This is a genomic window from Nocardioides lijunqiniae, assembly GCF_015024225.1.
Classification (GTDB): Bacteria; Actinomycetota; Actinomycetes; order Propionibacteriales; family Nocardioidaceae; genus Nocardioides; species Nocardioides lijunqiniae.
Genome location: NZ_JACJGM010000034.1, coordinates 17,152 through 38,719, shown reverse-complemented (window position 1 = coordinate 38,719; position 21,568 = coordinate 17,152). Strand labels below are relative to the sequence as shown.

The 21,568-nt window shown below is 74.5% G+C and carries 16 protein-coding genes; 10 read left to right on the top strand and 6 right to left on the bottom strand.

The features are described from left to right. Positions 1-25: 25 nt before the first annotated feature. A complete protein-coding gene (locus tag IRQ30_RS18380) occupies positions 26-772 on the bottom strand; it encodes a DUF554 family protein (RefSeq protein ID WP_193614407.1) in 747 nt (248 codons plus the stop codon). 116 nt (positions 773-888) lie between these two features. On the opposite strand from IRQ30_RS18380, the gene IRQ30_RS18375 reads away from it, so the two are divergent. Continuing rightward, entirely contained in the window at positions 889-1,473 is a 585-nt protein-coding gene (locus tag IRQ30_RS18375) for a GNAT family N-acetyltransferase (protein ID WP_227467790.1), read from the top strand. A 1-nt stretch (position 1,474) separates the two neighbouring features. Here IRQ30_RS18375 and IRQ30_RS18370 read toward each other — a convergent pair whose 3' ends face one another. Then, positions 1,475-1,912 (bottom strand): PaaI family thioesterase, encoded by a 438-nt coding sequence (locus IRQ30_RS18370; RefSeq protein ID WP_193614406.1) that lies wholly within the window; start codon positions 1,910-1,912, stop codon positions 1,475-1,477. 61 nt (positions 1,913-1,973) lie between these two features. On the opposite strand from IRQ30_RS18370, the gene polA reads away from it, so the two are divergent. From polA to IRQ30_RS18345, 5 genes are read left to right on the top strand one after another with little or no spacing between them, the layout of a single operon-like run. Then, positions 1,974-4,664 carry a DNA polymerase I gene (polA, locus tag IRQ30_RS18365; protein ID WP_193614405.1) on the top strand — a complete coding sequence of 897 codons (2,691 nt, stop codon included), beginning with the start codon at positions 1,974-1,976 and terminating at the stop codon, positions 4,662-4,664. Further along, positions 4,664-5,002, top strand: coding sequence for a hypothetical protein (locus IRQ30_RS18360; RefSeq protein ID WP_193607104.1), 339 nt, complete (start codon positions 4,664-4,666; stop codon positions 5,000-5,002). The genes polA and IRQ30_RS18360 overlap by 1 nt, the downstream gene beginning before the upstream one ends. After that, positions 4,999-6,396 (top strand): FAD-dependent oxidoreductase, encoded by a 1,398-nt coding sequence (locus tag IRQ30_RS18355; protein ID WP_193614404.1) that lies wholly within the window; start codon positions 4,999-5,001, stop codon positions 6,394-6,396. Before IRQ30_RS18360 ends, IRQ30_RS18355 begins: the two co-directional genes overlap by 4 nt. After that, a complete protein-coding gene (locus tag IRQ30_RS18350; protein WP_193614403.1) occupies positions 6,393-7,472 on the top strand; it encodes an NAD-dependent epimerase/dehydratase family protein in 1,080 nt (359 codons plus the stop codon). Before IRQ30_RS18355 ends, IRQ30_RS18350 begins: the two co-directional genes overlap by 4 nt. Then, complete coding sequence (locus IRQ30_RS18345) at positions 7,469-8,497, top strand: NAD-dependent epimerase/dehydratase family protein (RefSeq protein ID WP_193614402.1); 1,029 nt, start codon at positions 7,469-7,471, stop codon at positions 8,495-8,497. Before IRQ30_RS18350 ends, IRQ30_RS18345 begins: the two co-directional genes overlap by 4 nt. A 3-nt stretch (positions 8,498-8,500) precedes the next feature. Here the strand turns inward: IRQ30_RS18345 and IRQ30_RS18340 are convergent, their stop codons facing one another. Further along, on the bottom strand, positions 8,501-9,568 hold the full coding sequence (locus tag IRQ30_RS18340; protein WP_193614401.1) for a decaprenyl-phosphate phosphoribosyltransferase: 1,068 nt from the start codon (positions 9,566-9,568) through the stop codon (positions 8,501-8,503). On the opposite strand from IRQ30_RS18340, the gene IRQ30_RS18335 reads away from it, so the two are divergent. Continuing rightward, positions 9,465-10,571, top strand: coding sequence for a hypothetical protein (locus IRQ30_RS18335; protein ID WP_193614439.1), 1,107 nt, complete (start codon positions 9,465-9,467; stop codon positions 10,569-10,571). The genes IRQ30_RS18340 and IRQ30_RS18335 overlap by 104 nt on opposite strands. Here IRQ30_RS18335 and IRQ30_RS18330 read toward each other — a convergent pair. After that, positions 10,565-11,293 carry a class I SAM-dependent methyltransferase gene (locus IRQ30_RS18330; protein WP_193614400.1) on the bottom strand — a complete coding sequence of 243 codons (729 nt, stop codon included), beginning with the start codon at positions 11,291-11,293 and terminating at the stop codon, positions 10,565-10,567. The two genes, IRQ30_RS18335 and IRQ30_RS18330, sit on opposite strands and share 7 nt — an antisense overlap. Before the next feature lie 167 nt (positions 11,294-11,460). Here IRQ30_RS18330 and IRQ30_RS23915 point away from each other — a divergent pair, with 167 nt between their 5' ends. After that, positions 11,461-15,492, top strand: a complete 4,032-nt coding sequence (locus IRQ30_RS23915; protein ID WP_193614399.1) for an alpha-(1->3)-arabinofuranosyltransferase domain-containing protein — start codon at positions 11,461-11,463, stop codon at positions 15,490-15,492. Beyond that, positions 15,485-17,317: a hypothetical protein gene (locus IRQ30_RS18320; protein ID WP_193614398.1), complete on the top strand. Its 1,833-nt coding sequence runs from the start codon at positions 15,485-15,487 to the stop codon at positions 17,315-17,317. The genes IRQ30_RS23915 and IRQ30_RS18320 overlap by 8 nt, the downstream gene beginning before the upstream one ends. 1 nt (position 17,318) lies before the next feature. Here the strand turns inward: IRQ30_RS18320 and IRQ30_RS18315 are convergent, their stop codons facing one another. Continuing rightward, on the bottom strand, positions 17,319-18,476 hold the full coding sequence (locus tag IRQ30_RS18315) for a glycosyltransferase family 4 protein (protein ID WP_338089782.1): 1,158 nt from the start codon (positions 18,474-18,476) through the stop codon (positions 17,319-17,321). Positions 18,477-18,519: 43 nt separating this feature from the next. After that, positions 18,520-19,779, bottom strand: a complete 1,260-nt coding sequence (locus IRQ30_RS18310; RefSeq protein ID WP_193614397.1) for a polysaccharide biosynthesis protein — start codon at positions 19,777-19,779, stop codon at positions 18,520-18,522. Between the two features lie 55 nt (positions 19,780-19,834). Between IRQ30_RS18310 and IRQ30_RS18305 the strand changes: the two genes are divergently transcribed. After that, positions 19,835-21,550 (top strand): MmpA family trehalose lipid delivery protein, encoded by a 1,716-nt coding sequence (locus tag IRQ30_RS18305; protein ID WP_193614396.1) that lies wholly within the window; start codon positions 19,835-19,837, stop codon positions 21,548-21,550. Positions 21,551-21,568: the final 18 nt, after the last annotated feature.

Sequence of the window (21,568 nt, the reverse complement as noted above, 5' to 3'; positions counted from 1 at the left end):
CAGGTGGTGAGGGCCGCCGCCGTCGTCATCGGACGGCGGCGGCCAGCACCACCAGCACGGGGGCCACGAGCAGCGCCGGCAGCAGGTCGGCGACCGGGATCTCGCGGATCCGGAGCAGCCTCAGCGCCACGCCCACCAGCAGCAGCCCGCCCGTCGCGGTGATCGCGGCGAGCTGGGCGTCGGGCAGCACGTCGCCCAGGAGCACGCCGACGAGCGTGAGGCCGCCCTGGACGACCACGACGGTGATGGCGGACGCCGCCACGCCCCACCCGAAGGCCGAGGCGAACGCGATCGCGGCGAAGCCGTCCAGCATCGCCTTGAGGAAGAGCTGGTCCGCGCCGTTGCCGAGGCCGTCGTTCAGCGAGCCCAGGATCGTGAGCGGGCCGGTGCAGAACAGCAGCGAGGACACCACGAACCCCTCGATGAACCGGTGCCGCTCCGCGGAGCCCGCGTCGCCGGCGAGGCGCCGCTGCAGCCAGCCGCCGACCGACTCCACGCGCTGCTCGAGCCGCAGCAGGGAGCCGACGATCCCGCCCAGGACCAGCGAGCCCAGGACGATCAGCATCGGCGCGCTGTCGCCGACGCGCGACGACAGCGCCGGGTCCAGCACCGCCACCGCCGACGTCGCGGCGATCAGCAGTGTGACCAGCCCGAGGGCGTCGGTCACCAGGTCGCGGGTGCGCTCCGGCAGGCGGTCGCCGAGCAGGCGCCCCAGCAGGGCGCCCAGCAGCACGGTCGCGACGTTCACGACGGTTCCGGTTCCGGGGATCACGGGACTCCTCTGTCCAGGGTGGGCGCGCTGAGCGTAGTCTTCGGGCTGATCGTGCACGCGGCGTGCGGACGCGCGGTCGCAGTCCAAGGGTTCACCCAGGCCTGGGGAGGCGAGACATGAGTCGGTCGCTGGTGTCGCTGCGCTGTGCGGAGCTGTCCGACGCGCCGATCCTCGCCGAGCTCTGGTGCGACGGCCTGCGCCGCGCCGACCCCCACGAGCAGGTGGCCGACCTCGAGCTGGTCATCAAGGGCGCGACGGCCTCCCCGGAGCAGCGCATGCTCGTGGCGGAGTACGACGGCGCGCTGGCCGGCGCGATCCTGCTGCGCGTCGCGACCCTGTCGGCGATCAACCTCGAGCAGATCGTCCAGGCGATCTCGCCGCACGTCTTCCCGCAGTACCGGCGCCACGGCATCGGCCGCGCCCTCATGGAGAGTGCCGTCGCCTTCGCCGAGGAGCTCGGGATCGCCCACGTGGCGACCGCCGCCACCTCGGGCTCGCGCGACGCCAACCGCTTCATGGCCCGCCTCGCGCTGGGGCCCTACGCCACGCTGCGGCTGGCCCCGACCGTGGCCGTGCGCGCCAAGCTCACCGCCCAGCGCCCGGTGCTGCCGGGCAACGGCCGGCAGCGCACCCGCCTGCTGGCGGCCCGGCGCTCCATGCGCCGCTCCCAGGTCGAGGCGCCCGAGCTCGAGCTCGGCTAGCTCAGCGGCCCACCCGGTCGGCCGGCACGAGCGCGCAGGTGATGCGCGAGGTGCACACCCGCTTGCCACGGTCGTCGGTGATGACGACCTCGAAGCAGGCCGACGTGCGCCCCAGGTGCACGGGGGTGGCGACGCCGGTGACCGTGCCGGAGGTCGCGGCGCGGTGGTGGGTGGCATTGATGTCGATGCCCACGGCCACCCGGTCGGGGTGGGCGTGGCGGGCGGAGCCGACCGACCCGAGGCTCTCGGCGAGCACCACCGACGCGCCGCCGTGCAGCAGGCCGTAGGGCTGGGTGTTGCCCTCGACCGGCATCGTCCCGACGATGCGCTCCGCGGACACCTCGAGCAGCTCGATGCCCATCTTCTCGTTGAGCGCTCCCATCGGCATCTGGGCGAGGAACTCCTCGAGGGGCACGCTGGTCTGCTCGTCGTCGCTCATGGCGACATTCTCGCCGACCCGGGACCAGCGCACCGTCGGTGGTCATGGATAGAGTCGCCGGGTGCCCGACGCTCCCACGACCGACCGTCCGCGCCTGTTGCTGCTCGACGGCCACTCGCTGGCCTACCGCGCCTTCTTCGCGCTGCCCGTGGAGAACTTCTCGACGACCACCGGGCAGCACACCAACGCGGTCTACGGCTTCACCTCGATGCTCATCAACGTGCTGCGCGACGAGCGTCCCACGCACCTCGCGGTCGCCTTCGACGTGTCCCGCCAGACCTTCCGCCTGGCGGAGTACGCCGAGTACAAGGCCGGCCGCAACAAGACGCCCACCGAGTTCAGCAGCCAGCTGCCGCTGATCGAGGAGGTGCTGCAGGCCCTGCGCATCCCCTTCCTGAAGAAGGACGGCTTCGAGGCCGACGACATCATCGCCACGCTCGCGACGCGCGCGCTGGCCGACGACATGGAGGTGCTGATCCTCACCGGAGACCGCGACTCCATCCAGCTCGTCACCGACCGGTCCACGGTGCTCTACCCGATGCGGGGGGTCTCCGACCTCGCTCGCATGACGCCGGCGTGGGTCCAGGACAAGTACGGCGTGCCGCCCGAGCGCTACCCCGAGATCGCCGCGCTGGTGGGGGAGACCTCCGACAACCTGCCCGGCGTGCCGGGCGTGGGCGTGGGCTACGCCGCCAAGTGGATCAACGCCTACGACGGCCTCGACAACGTCATCCTCCACGCCGACGAGATCACCGGGAAGAAGGGCGAGTCCCTGCGCGCCCACCTCGGCGACGTCATGCGCAACCGCCAGCTCAACCGGCTGGTGACCGACCTCGACCTGGAGCTGGCGCCGGCCGACCTGGCGGTGCGCCCGTGGGACCGCACCGAGGTGCACACGCTCTTCGACGGCCTGGAGTTCCGGGTGCTGCGCGACCGGCTCTTCGAGACCCTGGAGTCCGAGGAGGAGGTCGACGGCCCCGGCTTCGAGCTGACCGGCGACGTCCTGGAGCCGGGTGCGGTGGCCGCATGGCTGGCCGAGCTGGGCGACGAGCGCGTGGGGCTCCACGTGCGCGGAGGCTGGGGCGCCGGCACCGGCAAGGTCGAGGGGCTCGCGCTGGCCACCGATGCCGACCGCGCGGCCTACCTCGACGTGACCGAGCTGACGCCCGACGACGACGCGGCGCTGGGCGCCTGGCTGGCCGACCGGGCCAAGCCGAAGGTCCTCCACGACGCCAAGGGTCCGGCGCTGGCGCTGGCCGCGCACGGCTGGGAGCTGCACGGCGTGGCCTCCGACACCGCGCTCGCCGCCTACCTCGTGCGCCCCGACCAGCGCTCCTACGACCTGGCCGACCTCACCGTCCGCTACCTGCGCCGCGAGCTGCGCCAGGAGCAGGAGCCGGAGCAGGACGCGCTGTTCGACACCGCCGAGGGCGGCGGGCACGCCGTCGCCGCCACGGCGATGCTCCACGCGCGGGCCGTGCTCGAGCTGGCCGAGGCCCTCGACACCGCCATCGAGGAGCACGGCGGCACCCGGCTGCTCGCCGACATGGAGCTGCCGCTCGTCGAGCTGCTGGCGCTGATGGAGCAGACCGGCATCGCGGTCGACACCGAGCACCTGGAGGCGCTGCAGGGCGAGTTCGACACCGAGGTGCGCAAGGCCGCCCAGTCGGCCTACGACGCGATCGGCAAGGAGATCAACCTCGGCTCGCCCAAGCAGCTGCAGGTGGTGCTCTTCGACGAGCTCGACATGCCGAAGACCAAGCGCACCAAGACCGGCTACACCACCGACGCCGACGCCCTCCAGGCGCTCTACGTCAAGACCGAGCACCCGTTCCTCGAGCACCTGCTGCGCCACCGCGACGTGATCCGGCTGCGCCAGACCATCGAGGGACTGCTCAAGACCGTCGCGCCCGACGGGCGCATCCACACGACGTTCAACCAGACCATCGCCGCGACCGGACGGCTCTCCAGCACCGACCCCAACCTGCAGAACATCCCGATCCGCACCGAGGAGGGCCGGCGCATCCGCGAGGCCTTCGTGGTCGGTGGCGGCTACGACTGCCTGCTGACGGCCGACTACAGCCAGATCGAGATGCGCATCATGGCGCACCTCTCCGAGGACGAGCTCCTGATCGAGGCGTTCCGCTCGGGCCGCGACTTCCACTCGATCACGGCCGCGCGGGTCTTCGACGTCCCGGCCGACGACGTCAGCGTCGAGATGCGCGCCAAGATCAAGGCGATGAACTACGGCCTGGCCTACGGGCTGTCCGCCTTCGGCCTGTCCCAGCAGCTGGCGATCGAGCCGGCCGAGGCCCGCGGCCTCATGGACGAGTACTTCGAGACCTTCGGCGGCATCCGCGACTACCTCGGCGGCGTCGTCGACGAGGCGCGCAAGACCGGCTACACCGAGACCATCATGGGCCGCCGTCGCTACCTGCCCGACCTGACCAGCGACAACCGGCAGCGCCGCGAGATGGCCGAGCGCATGGCCCTCAACGCCCCGATCCAGGGCTCCGCGGCCGACCTGATCAAGATCGCGATGCTCAACGTCCAGCAGGCCCTGGAGGAGCAGGGGCTGCGCTCCCGGATGCTGCTGCAGGTCCACGACGAGCTGGTGCTCGAGGTGGCCGAGGGCGAGCGCGAGGCGCTCGACGCGCTGGTCCGCGAGCAGATGGGCTCGGCCGCCGAGCTCACCGTGCCCCTCGACGTGTCCGTCGGCACCGGCCACAGCTGGCACGAGGCCGCCCACTGATGCCACCCGCGTCGGAGCGACTGGCGTCGCTCACCGCGGACCTGCTGGTCCGCGACCTGCCCGAGGCCGCGCCGCACGACGCGGCCGCGGTCGGACGCGCCACGGCCCGGCACCTCGCCTCGCTGCCCGTCGTCACGCGCGCCGGGGTGCGCGTCGCCCAGGCGGTCGTGGTCGGCAGCGCCGGGGTCCTGGGCCGACGTCCCTACTCCCGGATGACGCCGCAGGCGCGTGCCGACGTCGTCCACCGGCTGGCCGGCAGCAGCCTGCCGCTGGTGGCGGAGTACTTCCGCCTGGTGCGCGGCGTGGCCCTGATGGTGCACCACGAGGACGCCCGATGAGCTACGACGTCGCCGTGGTCGGCTCCGGTCCCGGCGGGGCCGTCACCGCTCGCGAGTGCGCTCGACGGGGCCTGCGCGTCGTCGTCCTCGAGGAGGGTGCCTGGGTCGAGCCCGGGGCCGCCGAGCCCTACTCGCTGGACCAGATGCGCCGCCAGTACCGCAACCAGGGGCTGACGGTCGCGCTCGGACGACCGCCGGTCGCCTACACCGAGGCCAGCTGCGTCGGCGGCGGCAGCGAGGTCAACTCCGGGCTCTACCACCGCGTCGACCCCGAGGTCCTCGACGAGTGGAGCGCGGCCTACGCCATCGAGGGTCTGGGACGCGCCGACCTCGACCCGTGGTTCGACTCGGTCGAGGACCGGCTCTCGATCACGACGCCGCCCCCGCCCATGAACGCCGCCTCCGACGTCCTGCGACGCGGGGCCGAGGCGCTCGGCTGGGACGGGCTCGACGTGCCGCGGTGGGTCCGTCACGGCGCCAGCGGCGCGGCGCCGGAGAAGCAGACCATGCTCCGCACCTACCTCGCGGACGCGATCGCGGCGGGCGCGGAGGTGCGCTCCGGCGTGCGCGTCGAGCGGCTGCGCGTCGAGGGCGGCCGGGTGAGCGGGGTGGAGACCGACCGCGGGGTGGTCCGGGCCGACCACGTCGTCGTGTGCGGGGGAGCGGTGCAGACGCCGGCGCTGCTGCTGCGCAGCGGGGTGCGGCGCAACGTCGGACGCGGCCTGTCGATGCACCCCACCGTCAAGGTCCTCGCCCAGCTCGACGAGGACGTCAACGACCCACGCGACCTCGCGACCTACCAGGTCAAGGAGTTCGCGCCCGCGATGACGATGGGCGGCTCTGCGGGCCGCCCGGGGATGATCGCGCTCGGCCTCTCCGGCACGTGGGACCGCGACCGGGAGCTCTCGGCCGACTGGCGCCGGCAGTCGGTCTACTACGCCTCCATCCGCAGCCAGGGCACCGGCCGCGTGCGGGTCCTGCCTGGCGCGGCCGACCCCGTGGTCACCTACCACCTCACCCGCCGCGACATGGCGGCCCTGCGTGCCGGCCTGGGCCGCCTGATGCTGCTGCTGTCGGCGGCGGGGGCCCGCCTGCAGGTCCCCTCCTACGTCGGCGCGCCCCGCGTCACCGACGCCGGCCAGGTCGGCCCGGCGGCCGAGGCCATGAGCCGGGCGGCGGCCGCGGTCATGTCGGTCCACCTCTGCGGCACCGCGCCGATGGGCGAGGACGTGCGCCGCAGCGCGACCGACTCCTTCGGGCGCGTCCACGGGGTGGCCAACCTCAGCGTCAACGACGCCTCGCTGCTGCCGAGCGCCCCGGGCGTCAACCCGCAGGGCACGCTGATGGCCGTGGCCCACCGCAACGTCGACCGGCTCCTGGAGGGCTCGCGATGAGCGGGCGCTGGGAGCCCGCGGCGACCACCGTCCTCACCGGGGCCGGCGGCTGGTTCGGCCGCGCGTTCCTGGACGCCGTCGCCCGGCCGCGCCCCGAGCACGGCCCCGTGGCCCGCGAGGGGGCGGTCCGGGTCCTGGCGGCCACGCCCGCCGAGGTGCCCGCGATCCTCGAGGTCCTGCCCCGGGCGGTGGTCCACGTCGGCGACGTGGCCGACCCACGCGTCCTCGACCGCCTCCTCGACGGCGCCGAGGGCGCCTCGGTCGTGCACGCGGCCGGCGTGATCCACCCGGCCACGGTGGCCGACTTCGCACGGGTCAACCTCGAGGGCACGCGCGAGGTGCTGGCCGCCGCGACGCGCGCCGGAGCGCGCCGGCTCGTGCACGTCTCCTCCAACTCCGCCTTCGGCGTCAACGCCACCCCCGGCGACCGCTTCCGCCAGCACGAGCCCTACCGGCCGTACCTCGGCTACGGCCGCTCGAAGATGGCCGCCGAGCAGCTGGTCCTCGAGACGGCCGCGTCGGGACGCCTCGACACCGTCGTCGTCCGGCCGCCGTGGTTCTACGGCCCGTTCCAGCCGGCGCGGCAGAGCTCGTTCTTCACGATGGTGGCCGGCGGGCGCTTCCCGGTCCTCGGAGACGGCACCCAGCGGCGCTCGATGGTCTTCGTGGACAACCTGGTCCAGGGGGTGGCGCTGGCCGAGCACCACCCCGACGTCACCGGGCAGGCCTTCTGGGTCGCCGACCGGGAGGCCTACGCCATGTCCGACATCGTGGCCACCGTCGCCCGCGTCATGCGCGAGGAGGGCTACGTCGTCAGCGACCGCGTGCTGCGGGCGCCCGGCCTCGTCGGCAGGCTCGCGGAGCGCGCCGACCGGCTCCTGCAGGACCGCGGCGTCTACCACCAGTCCCTCCACGTCCTGGGCGAGATGGACAAGACCATCGCCTGCGACGTCTCCGCGACGGTCGACTCGCTGGGCTACCGCCCGCACGTCGACCTCGCCGAGGGGATGCGCCGCTCGGTGCGGTGGTGCGCGGCCCAGGGGATCGCGCTGGCGCCCCGGAGGGACGCGCGGTGAGCGGGGTCGCGCTCGTCACCGGCGGCAGCGGCTACTTCGGGTCGCTGCTGGTCGACGCGCTGCTGCGAGACGGGCTCGAGGTGCGGGTGCTCGACGTGGTCGACGCGCCCGACCGGCCCGCCGGGGTCCGGCTCTTCCACGGCGACGTCCGCGACGAGGAGCTGGTGGGCCGCGCGGTGGCGGGGGCCGACATGGTCTTCCACAACGTCGCCCAGGTGCCCCTCGCGCGCGACCGCGCGCTGTTCGACTCGGTCAACGTCGAGGGCACGGCGGTCGTGATCCGCGCCTGCGAGCGGGCCGGGGTGGCCAAGCTGGTGCACACCTCCTCCTCCGCGGTCTTCGGCGTCCCGAGCAGCAACCCGGTCACCCGCGCCACCCCGGCGCGGCCGGTCGAGGCCTACGGCCGGGCCAAGCTCGACGCCGAGCTGCTGGTGCGGGCGGCCGTCAGCCGGGGTCTCGACGCGACGATCGTGCGCCCCCGGACGATCCTCGGGCACGGCCGGCTCGGGATCTTCGGCATCCTCTTCGACTGGATCGCCGACGGCGCCTCCGTGCCGCTGCTCGGCGACGGCAGCAACGTCTACCAGTTCGTGCACGCCGAGGACCTCGCGTCCGCGTGCCTGCTGGCGGCCCGGCGTCCCGGGCCGGCCGTCTACAACATCGGCGCCGAGGAGTTCGGCACGATGGGGGAGGCGGTCGGGCACCTGTGCGCCCACGCCGGCACCGGCTCCCGGGTGCGGCACCTGCCCGTCGGGCCGACGACGAGGGCGATGGAGTGGTCGGCCCGCCTCGGCCTCACGCCGTTCGCGCCCTACCACTGGATCATGTACAGCCGCTCCCTGTGGTTCGACGTCGCCGACGCCAAGGCGGAGCTGGGCTGGAGCGCGCGGTGGTCGACCGACGCGATGTTCGAGAGCTCCTACGAGTGGTTCCTGCAGCACCGCGACGCCGAGCCCGAGGGCGGGTCGGCGCACCGCCGGTCGGCCAAGCAGGGGCTGCTGCGCGTCGCCAAGCGGGTGCTCTGAGCCTCAGCCGACGTAGACCGCACCCGCGACGAGGGCGAGCCACACCACGGCCAGGACCTGGAGCACGTGGTCGCGCAGGGCGATCTCCTCGGGCTCGCCCGCCACCCCCGCGTCGACCGAGACGGCGTAGCGCAGGACGGCGAGCACGAACGGCGCCATCGAGGCGACGGTGAGCGCCGAGCCGCCGGCGGCCGCGCTCAGCTCGAAGGCCCACAGGCCGTAGGTCATGATCAGCAGGCCGGCCGACATGGTCCAGACGAAGCGCAGGTACGTCGGCGAGTACAGCGCGAGCGTGCGGCGGAAGAGCTCGGGCTCCTTGAGGTCCAGCGACACCTCGGCGTAGCGCTTGCCGGCCGCCATGAAGAGCGAGCCGAACGACGCGCTCAGCAGGAACCACTGCGACAGCTCGATCCCCGAGGCGGCGCCGCCGGCGACCGCGCGCAGCAGGAAGCCCGAGGCGATCACGGCGATGTCCAGCACCGGCTCGTGCTTGAGCCACCAGGAGTAGGCGGCCGACACGGCGAGGTAGACGGCGATCACCGCCGCCAGCCGCCAGCCGGCCTGGACCGCAACGACCAGCGCCAGCACGTGGAGCGCCGCGCCCGCGGCGTACGCCGCCCCGGGCCGGACCACGCCGGCCGCGACCGGGCGGAAGCGCTTGCTCGGGTGGGCCCGGTCGGCCTCCACGTCCCGGGCGTCGTTGACCAGGTAGACGCCGGAGGCGGCGCAGCAGAACGCGACGAAGGCGATGGCCGTGTGCGCGACCACCGAGCCCTCGGTGAGCTCGCCGGACAGCACCGGGGCGGCGAGGACGAGGAGGTTCTTGCTCCACTGGCGGGGGCGCGCCGTCCTGAGCAGCCCGCGCGCGGCGGACGCCGGCGGGGTCTGGGTGGCTGTCATGTGGTCCTTGGGTGTTTCGCGATACGTTGTGGCTTCGTCTGCCGTCACTATGCCTGAGGTTGCCTTGGTGCGTCCCACCCTGCGCGCACGACGCGCCCGGCTCGATCCGGCCGTCCGTGGCGCGCGCGAGGTCGTCGGGATGTACGGCGACCCGGACACCACGTGGGGCATCTGCCTCGAGGCGCACGTCGGCGCGCCCGTGGACGGCGAGGGCGTCGGCGAGCGGGTCGCCGCGCTGTGCGTCGAGCACCCGCACCTCGGCGTCGCGCCCGAGGTGGGCGTCGTCGCGGCGGCCGACTGGCCGGCCGCGCGCCGCGAGGTCGCCTCGGCGCCGTACGGACCCAGCTCGCCGCTGCTGCGGCTGGCCCTGACCGACGACGGCACCCGCCTGCTCGTGGGGGCCCACCACGGGGTGATCGACGGCCTCGGCCTGCTCGCGGTCGCCGGGGCCGCGCTGGGCCGGGGGCTGCGCACCCGGGCCCGCGGGATCGGTGACCGCGCCGCGCCCTACGGCTTCCTGGCCTCGAGCGTGCGGCGCCTCGGCGAGGCGCTCACCGACCCGCCGGCGCGCTTCGGCGGCGACGGCGAGGAGGGCTCACCGCTCGAGGACCTCAGCTCGGTCACCCGGCCACGGGTCGAGCGCGGGACCGCCCACCTCGCGCACGCCGTGCTCGCCGCCCACACCCAGGGCTCGTCGAGGGGCACGTCGAGGGGCACGTCGCGGCGACCGGTGCTGGTCATCGGCGCCTCACGCCGGACCGACGACCTGCCGCAGCCGGACCGCCAGACCGCCTACCTCCGGCTGCGGGTCGGCGGCGGCACGGACGCCGAGCGCCTGGCGCCGGCGATCGCGGCGCTGCGACCCGAGCCGGACTTCCCGGAGACCTCCGCCGGCGGCACGGCGCCCCTGGCGGTGCGCCTGCTCAGCAGCCGGCTGGGCGCGACCGCCATGCTGAGCAACCTGGGCCTGGTCCTCGGCGAGGACCTGGTCTCGCTCACCATGTTCCCGGCCAGCAGCGGCCCGCGCTCGGTGGCGGTGGGACTGGCCTCCACGACGGCCACCACCACCCTGTCGCTGCGCACGCGCCGGCGCGACTTCACCGCCGAGGAGCACGCGGCGCTCGTCGGCGCCCTCACGGACCGCTTCTTCGAGCGGCCCGCCGGCGCTCAGTAGGGGTCGTACGGCGAGTCGTGGCCCACCAGCCGCGCCAGGGGGCGCAGCCGGAGGCGCAGCATCACCTTGATGACGACGTTGCGCAGCCACCAGGGGACCTCGCGCAGGATGCGCAGCCGGTCGGCGAGCCGGGGCGGCGTGGTGCGGAAGAGCGCCATGGAGCCCTCGCGCCGCTCGTAGCGCAGCTCGCGGGAGAAGAGGACGCGCGCCAGGATGCCCAGCGTCACCCCGATCGAGGAGTAGGCGTCGTGGACCAGCACGGGCGCGCCCGGCGGCAGGAAGCGGGCCCAGAGCAGGTCGTCGCTGAAGGTCCAGAAGTCGTGCTTGCCGTCGATGTAGAGGTACTGGAAGGACTCCGTCCAGGCGGGGCGGGCCTGGGTGGAGTAGTCCTCGACGTGCCGGACGACGTGGGCGACCTCGGCCTCGTCGAGGTGGGCGAGGAACTTGGTCTTGGTCGGCGCCCCGCCGAAGAGTCGGCCCTCGACGAAGGGGTCGATGGCGATCACCTCGCCGCCGGTGGCGTCCGCGACCTTGCCCAGCACGACGGTCGACCGGCCCTGGTGGCTGCCGATCTCGAGCAGCGCCGACCCCGCGGAGACGGCGAGCGCCTCGTCGTACAGCAGTCGCGCCTGGTCCCGGGTCAGCCAGCCGGGGATGCGGTCCGCGACCGACCAGACGCGCTCGAAGCGCTCATCGGCGTCGGCGCCCGACGGGCGGGTCACCTGGCACCACGGACCCGGCGCGCGGGCGCGGGGAGACAGATTCGACCGGGTACGGCTCCGACATTGCCACGACGCCCTAGGATCACACGCGGCAGGTTACCGGTCGGTTCGTCCCGTCCGCGGCAAGAGGAGGATTCGTCATCGAAGCCGGACGCTCGCGAGCGCTCGTGGTCGACCGACTCCGTGGACGCCCCTTCGCCTGGTGGGCGGTGCCGCTGACCTGGACCTGGCTGATGGCGCTGTCCTTCCTGCAGCGGCTCGGCACCACCACGTTCGACACCAAGTTCGACCTCACCGCCGCTCCGGGCCGGTTCATGACGCGGAGCCTGTCGCTGTGGAACCAGGACTCGTCGTTCGGCGAGCTGCAGAACCAGGCCTACGGCTACCTCTTCCCGCAGGGCACGTTCTTCCTGGTGGGCGACTGGGTCGGGCTGCCCGACTGGGTCACCCAGCGGCTGTGGAGCGGGCTGCTGCTCGTGGTCGCGTTCGAGGGCTGCCGCCGCCTCGTGCGGGCGATGAGCCCCGACGCCTCGCCGTGGGCCGGCTGGCTGGGCGGGGTGTCGTACGCCGTCGCCCCCCGGCTGCTGGGCCTGGCCGGCGTGCTGACCGCCGAGGTGCTGCCGACCGCCGTGCTGCCCTGGGTGGTGCTGCCGCTCGTGCTGGCCCAGCGCGGTCGCCTCGGCCCGCGCACCGGAGCGCTCTGGTCGGGCGTCGCGATGCTGTTCTTCGGTGGGGTCAACGCGGTCGAGAACCTCGCCGCGCTGCCCCTGCCGCTCCTGGTCGTGCTGGCGACCGTCCGCCGTCCGGGCGGCGGGCAGCTGGCGCGGTGGTGGGCCGGCGCCACGGTCATGGCCAGCGCCTGGTGGATGCTGCCGCTGCTCGTCCTGGGCCGCTACAGCCCGCCGTTCCTCGACTACATCGAGACCTCGATCGCGGTCGTGCGCCCGCTGGGCTGGACCAACGTCACGCGCGGCGCCGACCACTGGCTCTCCTTCATCTACGTCGGCGGGCAGCCGTGGTGGCCGGGCGCCTACTCCCTGGCCACCGCTCCGGTGCTGATCGCGACCACCGCCGCGGTGTCGGCCCTGGGCTTCTACGGCCTCACGCGCCGCACGATGCCCCTGCGGGTGCCGCTCCTGCTGAGCCTGCTCCTCGGCGCCGTGTGCCTGACCGTGTCCCGCGAGGGTGCCCTGGCCTCGCCGCTGGCCAGCCAGTTCCAGTTCCTGCTCGACGGGCCGCTCTCGATGCTGCGCAACGTGCACAAGGTGGACCCGCTGCTGCGGCTGCCGCTCGCGCTCGGCCTCGCCCACGCGGCCACGTCGCTGGTCCCCTCGGCCGGGCGCAGCCGCGCGGCCGCCCGGAGCCTGGGCGCCTCCCTCGTGGCGGTGCTGCTGATCGTCGCGGCGCAGCCCCTGTGGAGCGGCGAGATGCGCAAGCCGGGCTGGACCGAGGTGCCCAGCGCCTGGCAGGAGGCGGCGTCGTACCTCGACAGCGTCGACGGCACGGCGTCGGCCCTCGTCGTGCCGGGAGCCGGCTTCGGCCAGCAGTGGTGGGGATGGACCATCGACGAGCCGCTCCAGGGGCTGGCCAGCACCCCGTGGGTGACGCGCAGCCAGATCCCGCTCACGCCCGGCAGCACGATCCGCTTCCTCGACGCGATCCAGGAGCGGGTCTCCGACGGCCAGGGCTCGCCCGAGCTGGCCGGGGTGCTGGCGCGCGCGGGCGTCGAGTACGTCGTGGTCCGCCGCGACCTCGACCTCTACGCCAGCGGGGCGCCCGACCCGGCGCGCGTCGACCTCGCGCTGCGCCGCAGCCCTGGCCTGACCGAGGTCGCGTCGTTCGGGTCGTCGGGCTTCGGGGACCAGTCGATGATCGACATCCTGCGCGTCGACGGGGACGTGCCGCGCGTCGAGGCCGTCGAGCGGGACGGCGTGCAGACCCTCGCCGGCGGCCCGGAGGACATCCTGACGGCCATGGAGGCGGGGCGGCTGGACCCCCGCACCCCCGTGGTCATGGAGGGCGAGCGCAACTGGGAGGCGACCGCCCCCGACCTCGTGGGCGACGGCTACCGCAAGCGGGAGCGCGGCTTCGGCCGGCTCGAGGACGCGGTGGGCCAGGTCATGACGAAGGACGAGGGCTACCGCACCGAGCGCACCGCCAACGACTACTCCGGTCCGGAGTCCAGCCGGCGGGTCTACGCCGCCTACGAGGGCATCGCGTCGGTCGTCGCGTCCTCCTCGGGCGGCTACTCCGACACGTTCGGGCCGGTCCGCCCCGAGCTCGGCCCCTACGCCGCCGTCGACGGCCTCGTCGACACCTACTGGCAGTCCTCGCCCCTGCTCGACCCGGTCGGGCAGTGGGTCGAGGTCCGGTTCGACGAGCCGGTCTCCTTCGAGACCGCCACGGTGGTCCTGGGGGTCGACGGCGTGACCGGCCTGCCCGTGCGCGAGGTGCGGGTGCAGGCTGGCGACACCGACGAGACACTGCCCGTCGACCCGGGATCCGGGACCGTGGAGGTGCCGCTGCGCGGCGAGCTCGACCGCCTGCGCGTCACCGTGACCGACACGGCCGGCACCGACGGCGTGGTCGCGATCCGCGACATCTCCTTCCCGGGCGTGGACGTCGAGCGGCGCCTGGTCGTCCCCGACGCCGGGGCCGACGACGGCACGACGTTCGTCCTGCGCTCGCGGCCCCACCGCCGTGGCTGCATCGACGCCGGCCTGGGCACCACCTGCGGGTTCCTCGCCGACGCGCGGGCCAGCGAGGAGGAGTCCGGGCTCGTGCGCGAGCTGACCGTGCGCGACGACGGGAGCTGGGAGTTCGACGGCTCCGTCGTGGCCCGCACCACCCCGGCCAGCGCGCGGCTGACCGAGCCGATCTTCGGCAAGGTGCGGGTGCGGTCGTCGACGACGTACCTCAACGAGCCGGGCGTCGGCGCCCAGCTCTCCTACGACGGCGACCCCGCGACGTTCTGGTCGGCGGCCGAGGGCGACCCGGACCCGACGCTGAGGCTGCGGTGGAAGGGCCGGCGCACGGTCGACGAGCTGCGCGTCACCGCGCCCCGCGGCACCGCCGTGGGCCCGACGAGCGCCACGGTCGTGGCCGGCGGCGAGACGAGGAGCGTGACCTTCGACGCCGCGGGGCGCGCCGCGTTCGCACCGCTCACCACCAGTCGCCTGCGGATCGTCTTCGCGCCGCCTCCGGCCGAGGCGTCCGCCCCGCTCGGCGTCGCCGAGCTCACCGTCGGCGGCCTCGAGGGCCTGCGCTACACCCCCGAGCGCGACCTGCCCACCGGCGCGATCTGCGGTCTCGGGCCCGAGCTGGAGATCGACGGACGGGTCCACCCCACCCAGGTCTCCGGCACGCTGGCCCAGGTCCTCGACGGGACGCCGATGAGGCTGGAGTCCTGCGAGGGCCCGGTGGACATCGGCGCGGGCACCCACACGGTGCGCATCAGCGCCACGGACCAGTTCGCGCCCAGCGAGCTGACGCTCGCACCCGCCGGTCGCGCCACGCCGGCGCCGCCGGCCCGCCGCGACGTCGAGGTCGGGCGCTGGACCTCCAACGACCGCAGCGTCGAGGTGGGCCCGGGGGAGGAGGCGCTCCTCGTGGTGCCCGAGAACGTCAACGACGGCTGGGTCGCCGAGCTCGACGGGCGCCGGCTGGACACGGTGCGCGTGGACGGCTGGAAGCAGGGCTACGTCCTGCCCGCCGGCGAGGGCGGTCGCGTGCAGCTCACCTTCGCTCCCAACCGGTGGTACCAGGCCGCGCTCGTGACCGGCGGCGTGCTCGCCCTGCTGCTGGCAGCGGGTGCGGTGCTGGCGCGGCGCCGCGAGCGCCTTCGGGTGGACTGCGGGCTCGACGTCACCGCCGCAGGCGAGGCACGGCCCTGGCCCTGGGGCTGGAGCCTCGCGGGCCTGGTCGTCGTGGGCCTGCTCGGCGGGCCGGCGCTCGCCGTGGGCTTCCTGGTCGGGGTGCTCGCGCGTCGCCGCCTCGACCCCGGGGCCGCGGGCGCGGTGCTGGTCGGGCTGGCGGGCGTGGCCGCCGCGCTGGTCGCCGTGGGCGAGTCGGGGCTGCCGCCCACCGTCTGCGACGCGGTGGCCGGTCTCGGCGTGGGACTCGTCGCGGCGAGCCTGACCACCCGTCCGCATGCCCCCGACCGGACCGCCGGCACGGACGGGACGGTCTCCCATGCCTGAGCGCACCGCCTGGTGGCGACCGCTGAGCGCCCCCTGGACCTCCTGGCCCGGCGTCGTGGCGCTGGTGCTCATCCTGGGGCAGGGCGTCTGGCGAGGCGTCCTGCTGGCGCGCGGGTACTTCACCCAGGACGACTTCCTGATGCTCCGGCTCGGCGACGAGCCGCTGACCGCCGGCCTGCTCACCCAGGACTACTCGGGCCACTTCTTCCCCGGCGGCTTCCTGTTCGCCTGGGCCCATGCCCACTTCGCGCCGCTGGACTGGGGCGCGGTCGTGGTCGAGACCGTCGTCCTGCAGGCGGTCGCGGCGGCGCTGCTGTGGCTGGTCCTGACCCGGCTGCTGCCGGGCTCCTGGGCCCGCGTCCCCCTGCTGGCGGTCGGGCTCCTGTGTCCGCTGGCGCTCTGGCCGACGCTCTGGTGGGCGGTGGCGATCCAGTTCCTGCCGATCAGCATCTGCCTGCTGCTGGCGGTCTGGGCCCTGCTGGTCCACCTGCACGACGATCGGTGGTGGGCGCTGCCGCTGGTGGTGGTCGCGACGGTGGCCGGCCTGCTCTTCCAGGAGCGCGCCGCTCTCTTCCCCGTGGTCCTGGGTGCGGTCGCCTGCGCCCACGCCTCGGCGCGCGGCCCGCGCGCGGTGATGGAGGCGCTGCGCGCCAGGTGGCGGCTCTGGGCGTCGCTGGTGGTGCTCCTCGTCGGCTACGTCGTCCTGCACCGGGCGGTCGCGCCGATCGCGACGACGTCGGCCGGCTCGGGCGGCGACACCGCCGAGCTGCTCGGCAACTTCGTCGTGCGCAACGCGGTCCCCGGCTTCGTGGGCGGGCCGTGGGGCCCCGAGGTGGTCGGCGACTCGCTGCTGGTGCCTCCGGCGTACGCCGTCGTGCTGGCCTGGATCGCGGTCGCCGTCGCCGTCGTGTGGACGCTGCGCCGCACGCGCGCCGCCGGCTGGGGCTGGCTGCTGCTGCTGGTCTACACGCTGCTGGACGTCGTGCTGCTCTTCGGCGGTCGCACCGGCATGGGCCCGACCTTCGGGCTGATCCCGCGCTACGCCGCCGACATCGTGCCGGTGCTGCCCGTCGCGCTGGCCCTCGTGGTGCGCGCGGTCCTGGCCGCGCCCGCCCGTCCCGAGACGCGGCCGGCACGGCTACCGGCACTCCTGCGCAGCCCGGCCCTCGTGGCCTGCGGCCTCGCGCTCGCCTACGTCGTCTCCGCGGCCGTGACCACCACCCAGGTCTCGAGCTCGCTCGAGAACCGCGTCGACCGCGACTACGTCGAGACCCTGCGGGCCGAGCTGCGGGCCCAGCCGGAGGTCGTGCTCTTCGACGGGGGAGCCCCCGACGACGTGATGATCAACTGGTTCGGCACCGACGCGACCGTGTCCACGCTCGTGGGCATCGCGCCGGAGAGCCCGGTCTTCGACCTGCCCAGCCACTCGATGCGGATGGTCGACGCCGAGGGCCGCCTGCGCCCCATGGACCTCGTCGCGACGGTCACCAGCCGGACGCCGGACGACGAGAGCTGCGGCTACGCGGTGACCTCGCAGCGCCCCACGCCGGTCCCGCTCGAGGACACCATCGACGGCGACGGCGAGCGCATGGTGCTGCGGGTGGGCTACTACACCGCGGCCCGCGGCTCGCTGCTCGTCGAGGCGGGGGAGCAGGAGCGCGTGGTGCCGCTGCGCGACGGCCTCAACGTGGTCGACATGGTCGTCACCGGCCGCCTGGACTCGCTGTCCCTGCAGCTGCGCCAGGACGAGCGGCGCGACGAGCCGGGCACGGTCTGCGTGGCGTCGGCGACGATCGGCTTCCCGGTGGCCCGGGGCGGGTCCTGAGTCAGAGGGACATGGCGCGCCGCAGGGCCGCCACCGTCGTCTCCCACGTGAACTGCGCGGAGCGGATCCTGGCCTTGGCGCCCAGGTCGCGGCGCAGCTCCTCGTCGGCCAGGAGCCGCTCGGTCTGCTGGACCAGGTCGTCCTGGTCCTGGGCGAGGAGCCCGGTGACGCCGTCGAGGATCGACTCGCAGACGCCGCCGGCGTCGGCGTAGGCGATCGAGGGCACGCCGACGCTGGCGGCCTCCACGATGGAGAGGCCCCAGCCCTCCTTGACCGACGGCAGCAGGTGCACCCAGGACCCGGAGAGGACCTCGAACTTGGTGCGGTCGCTCACGTGGCCCAGGAAGGTGACGTGGTCCTCGAGCCCGAGGTCGGCGCGGTGCTGGAGCAGCTGGGGCTCCCACCAGCCCGAGCCCATGACGGTGAGGTGGAGGTCGGGGAAGCGCTCGCGGAGCGCGGCCACGGTCTCCATCGCGTGCTCGACCCGCTTGTGCGGCACCAGCCGCACGAGCATGACGAGCTCCGGGGTGGGGGACTCGGGGCGGGGGTCGTGCTCGGGGACCGGCGGCAGGCCGTTCCAGGCGATGGTGATGTCGGAGGCCCGCACGCCCAGGTCGACGAGCTCGCTGCGGGTGACCTCGCTGACGGCGACGTAGGAGACGCCGCGGTTGACCCGCACGGCCGCCTGCGACTCCATGAACCAGCCGACCCGCGCCAGCAGGGGGTTCAGGATCGACCACTGCTCGCGGTGGACGTGGTGGACGAGGACGGTCACGCGGGCCCGGGTGAAGAGACGCGCGAGGAACGGCATGCCGTTCTGCACCTCGAGGACCCGGTCGATCCGGCCGAAGCGTCCGCTGAGCAGGTACCACGCGGCCCACAGGTAGACCGTGAGGTGACCTCCCCGGCGCACGTAACGCAGGCCGTCGAGCTCCTCGGACCGGGTCGCGCCGGGGTACTGGGCGCTGAAGATGGTGACGTCGACGCCGTCGTCGCGCAGGCGCCTGGTGACCTCCCCGACGTAGAGCTCGGAGCCCCCGCCCTCGGGGTGCCACAGGTCGCGCCAGTTGAGCACGAGCAGCCGGGTGGCGCGCGCGTCGATGGGTGCGCGGCGGCCGGCCCTGCGGGCTCGCGTGGCAGCGCGGTATCTGTCGAGCACCGTGTTCGTCCCCTCCCTGAAACGCCTACGGGTGTGGCGGACGCTACACGCCTTCGCTCATCACCGTGGGATCTTCGGCAGGGACGGGGGAGCGGGCGAGGTAGAGGCTGACCGTGACCAGCACCGCCAGGAGGAGGGCGTCGACGGCCACGACGACGGCCAGCAGCGTGTCAGGGGTCCGGCACAGGACCCCGATCCCCACGACCAGGGCGACGCCGGCCCAGGGCAGGTAGACCGAGCGGCGGCCCTGTCCCGCCACGACCGCGTACACCAGCAGCTGGAGCATCGCCAGCAGCGTGCCGAGCACCGCGAACAGCCACAGCCGCGACTCGATCTCGGCGTACTCGCTGCCTCCGACGAAGATCATGGCCAGGCCGGGGAGCAGGAACGCCGCCACCGTGGCCGCGACCCCGATGCCGGCCACCGTCGCCAGCCCCCGCAGCAGGGTGCGCCGTCGCTCGTGGACCGACGACATGGCGGGGAAGGACACGACGACGACGAACTGCGGCAGGAACAGCACGGCCTTGGTCATGATGAGCCCGGCGGCGTAGAGGCCAGCGTCGTGGCCGTCGAGCACGTTGCGGGCGACCATCACGTCGACGTTGCCGAGCGCGAAGAACGCGAGGAGCGCCTGGGAGTTGCGGGCCACCTCGCCCAGGAGCGAGGGCCCGGGCGGAGCGGGCGAGGAGGACCGGGGCAGGCGGGTGCCCCGCAGGGCGATGCTCCCGGCCAGGACGGGTGCCAGCGCCGTCACGGCGACCGCGACCATCGCCGACAGCTCGCTGGGCTGCCACAGCACGATCGCGGCACCCACCACCAGGCGCGGCACCCCGGCGGCGACGTAGACCATGGCGAGGGCGAGCCACCGGCGCTCGCCCTGCAGGACGCCGGCCTGCCCGCCCATGATCGTGAGGGGGACCGCGGCCAGACCGATCACGGCCGCGCTCACGATGCTGTCGAGGCGCAGCACCAGGGCGATCACCGGCGACAGCACCAGGAGCAGCGCCCCGACCATGGCGGCCGAGCGGTAGGTGACCCGCAGGATCGCCCGCTCGATCTCGCCCACGCCCTCGGGGTGGGAGGAGATGCGCCGCGCGGCGGTGGCCTGCAGGCCGAGCGCCAGGACGCCGACGATCATCGTGACGTTCATCAAGGCGGCGAACGCGCCGTACTCGCGGGGGCCCAGGGCCCGCGCCGCGATCATCTGGAAGCCGTAGGTGGAGACGTTCATGACGCCCATCGCGACGGCGATGGCGACGCCCGTGTCCCGCGCTCGAGGGCGCAGGCTGCTCGCCTCGGTCACGGCGTCATCGTAGACGAGGCCGGGCGGGCCCGGCCGCGTGGTTGGATCACCCCTGATGTCCAGTCCCGGTCCGCGCCGCCGCGGCGTCTCCGTGCCCCGCCCCGGGCGCGGATGGTGGGTCCCGGCGTGGGCGGTCCTGCTCGCCGTCGTCCTGCTGGGCCCGGCGCTGGCCCCGGGCCTGGTGCTGAGCTACGACATGGTGTGGGTCCCGGACCTGACGCTGCGCTCGGACTTCCTCGGCCTGGGCTCCAGCCTCCCGCGGGCCGTGCCCTCCGACGCGGTGGTCTCGGTGCTCGACGAGGTGGTGGCCGGGTGGGTGCTGCAGAAGCTCGTGCTGCTGCTCCCGCTCGTGGGCGGCGCCCTCGGCGTGGTCCGGCCGCTGCGGGACCTCCCGCTGCCGGCGCGGCTGGTCGCGGTCTCGCTCTTCGTGTGGAACCCGTTCGTCGCCGAGCGGCTGGTCATGGGCCACTGGCCGGTGCTGGTGGGCTACGGCGTCCTGCCGTGGGTCCTCCTCCTGGGGCGCCGTTGGCGGGTCGAGCGACGGCTGCCCGCGGCGCTGCCTGTCCTGGTCGTGGCCGGCTCGCTCAGTGCCAGCGCCGGCGTCGTCACCGCGGTGGCCCTCGTCGCGTCCGTGGGCCTGGGCTCGCGGACCCGCGCCGCCGTCGCCGTCGGGCTGGTCGCGGCCGCCAACGCGCCCTGGGTCGTCTCCGGGCTCCTGCACGCCGCCGCCGGACGCTCGGACCCGGCGGGGGCGGCGGCGTTCGCGTTGAGCGGCGAGGGCTCGTTGCCCGCTCCCTTGGCGGCCCTGTCGCTCGGCGGGATCTGGAACAGCGAGGTGGTCCCGCACTCACGCACCGGCATCCTCGCCTGGGTCTCCCTCCTCGTCCTGCTGGGGCTCGCCCTGGCCGGAGGTCGGCGGTGGTGGTCGCGAGGTCGGCGCGACGCGGCGACGCTGGCGATCTGCTGGGGGGTGGGGCTGGGGCTCGCGCTGCTGACGTGGGCGAGCCCCGACGCGGTCGCCTGGGTCGCGGCGCACGTCCCGGGCGGCGGACTGCTGCGGGACGGGTCCCGGCAGCTGGCGCTGTGCGTGCCGCTGGTGGCGTCGCTGGCCGCCGTGGGGACCACCCGGGTGCTCGAGTGGATGGAGGACGCCGGAGCCGTCATGGTGGCCGCGGCCCTCGTCGTGCTGCCGGTGCTGCTCCTCCCCGACGCCGCGCTGGGCGTCGACGGCCGGCTCCGGGCGGTCGACTTCCCGCGCGACTACGCCGACGCCCGGGCGGCGATCGACGAGGACGCCGGACCGGGCGACGTGCTGCTGCTGCCGCTCGCGAGCTACCGGCAGCCGGCGTGGAACGCCGGCCGCAAGGTGCTGGACCCCACGGGCCGCTACCAGTCGCGCGACTTCGTCACCAGCGACGCCCTCGTGGTCTCGGGCACGGTCATCGCGGGCGAGGACCCGCGCGTGGCGGAGGTGGCCCGTGCCCTCGACCTCCCCACGCCGGACGAGCGCGCCGACGCCCTGGTCCGGGCCGGCATCGGGGTCGTGATCACCGACCTCGAGGCCCCGGGGGAGCCCCCGGAGGTGGCGGGGGAGCCGCTGCTGCGCGGCTCGCGGCTGGAGGTGTCCGCCCTCGACGGCGCCCGGTCCCCGGCGCCGCCCACCGGATGGCTCTGGGCGATGGCCGCCGCGTGGGCGGCGTTCGTGGTGCCGCCGGTGGGGGTGGCGGCGGCCGCGGTCGTGCGCCGCAGACGCCGTCGGGACACCCCGTGAGCGTCGGCGCGGCGTTCA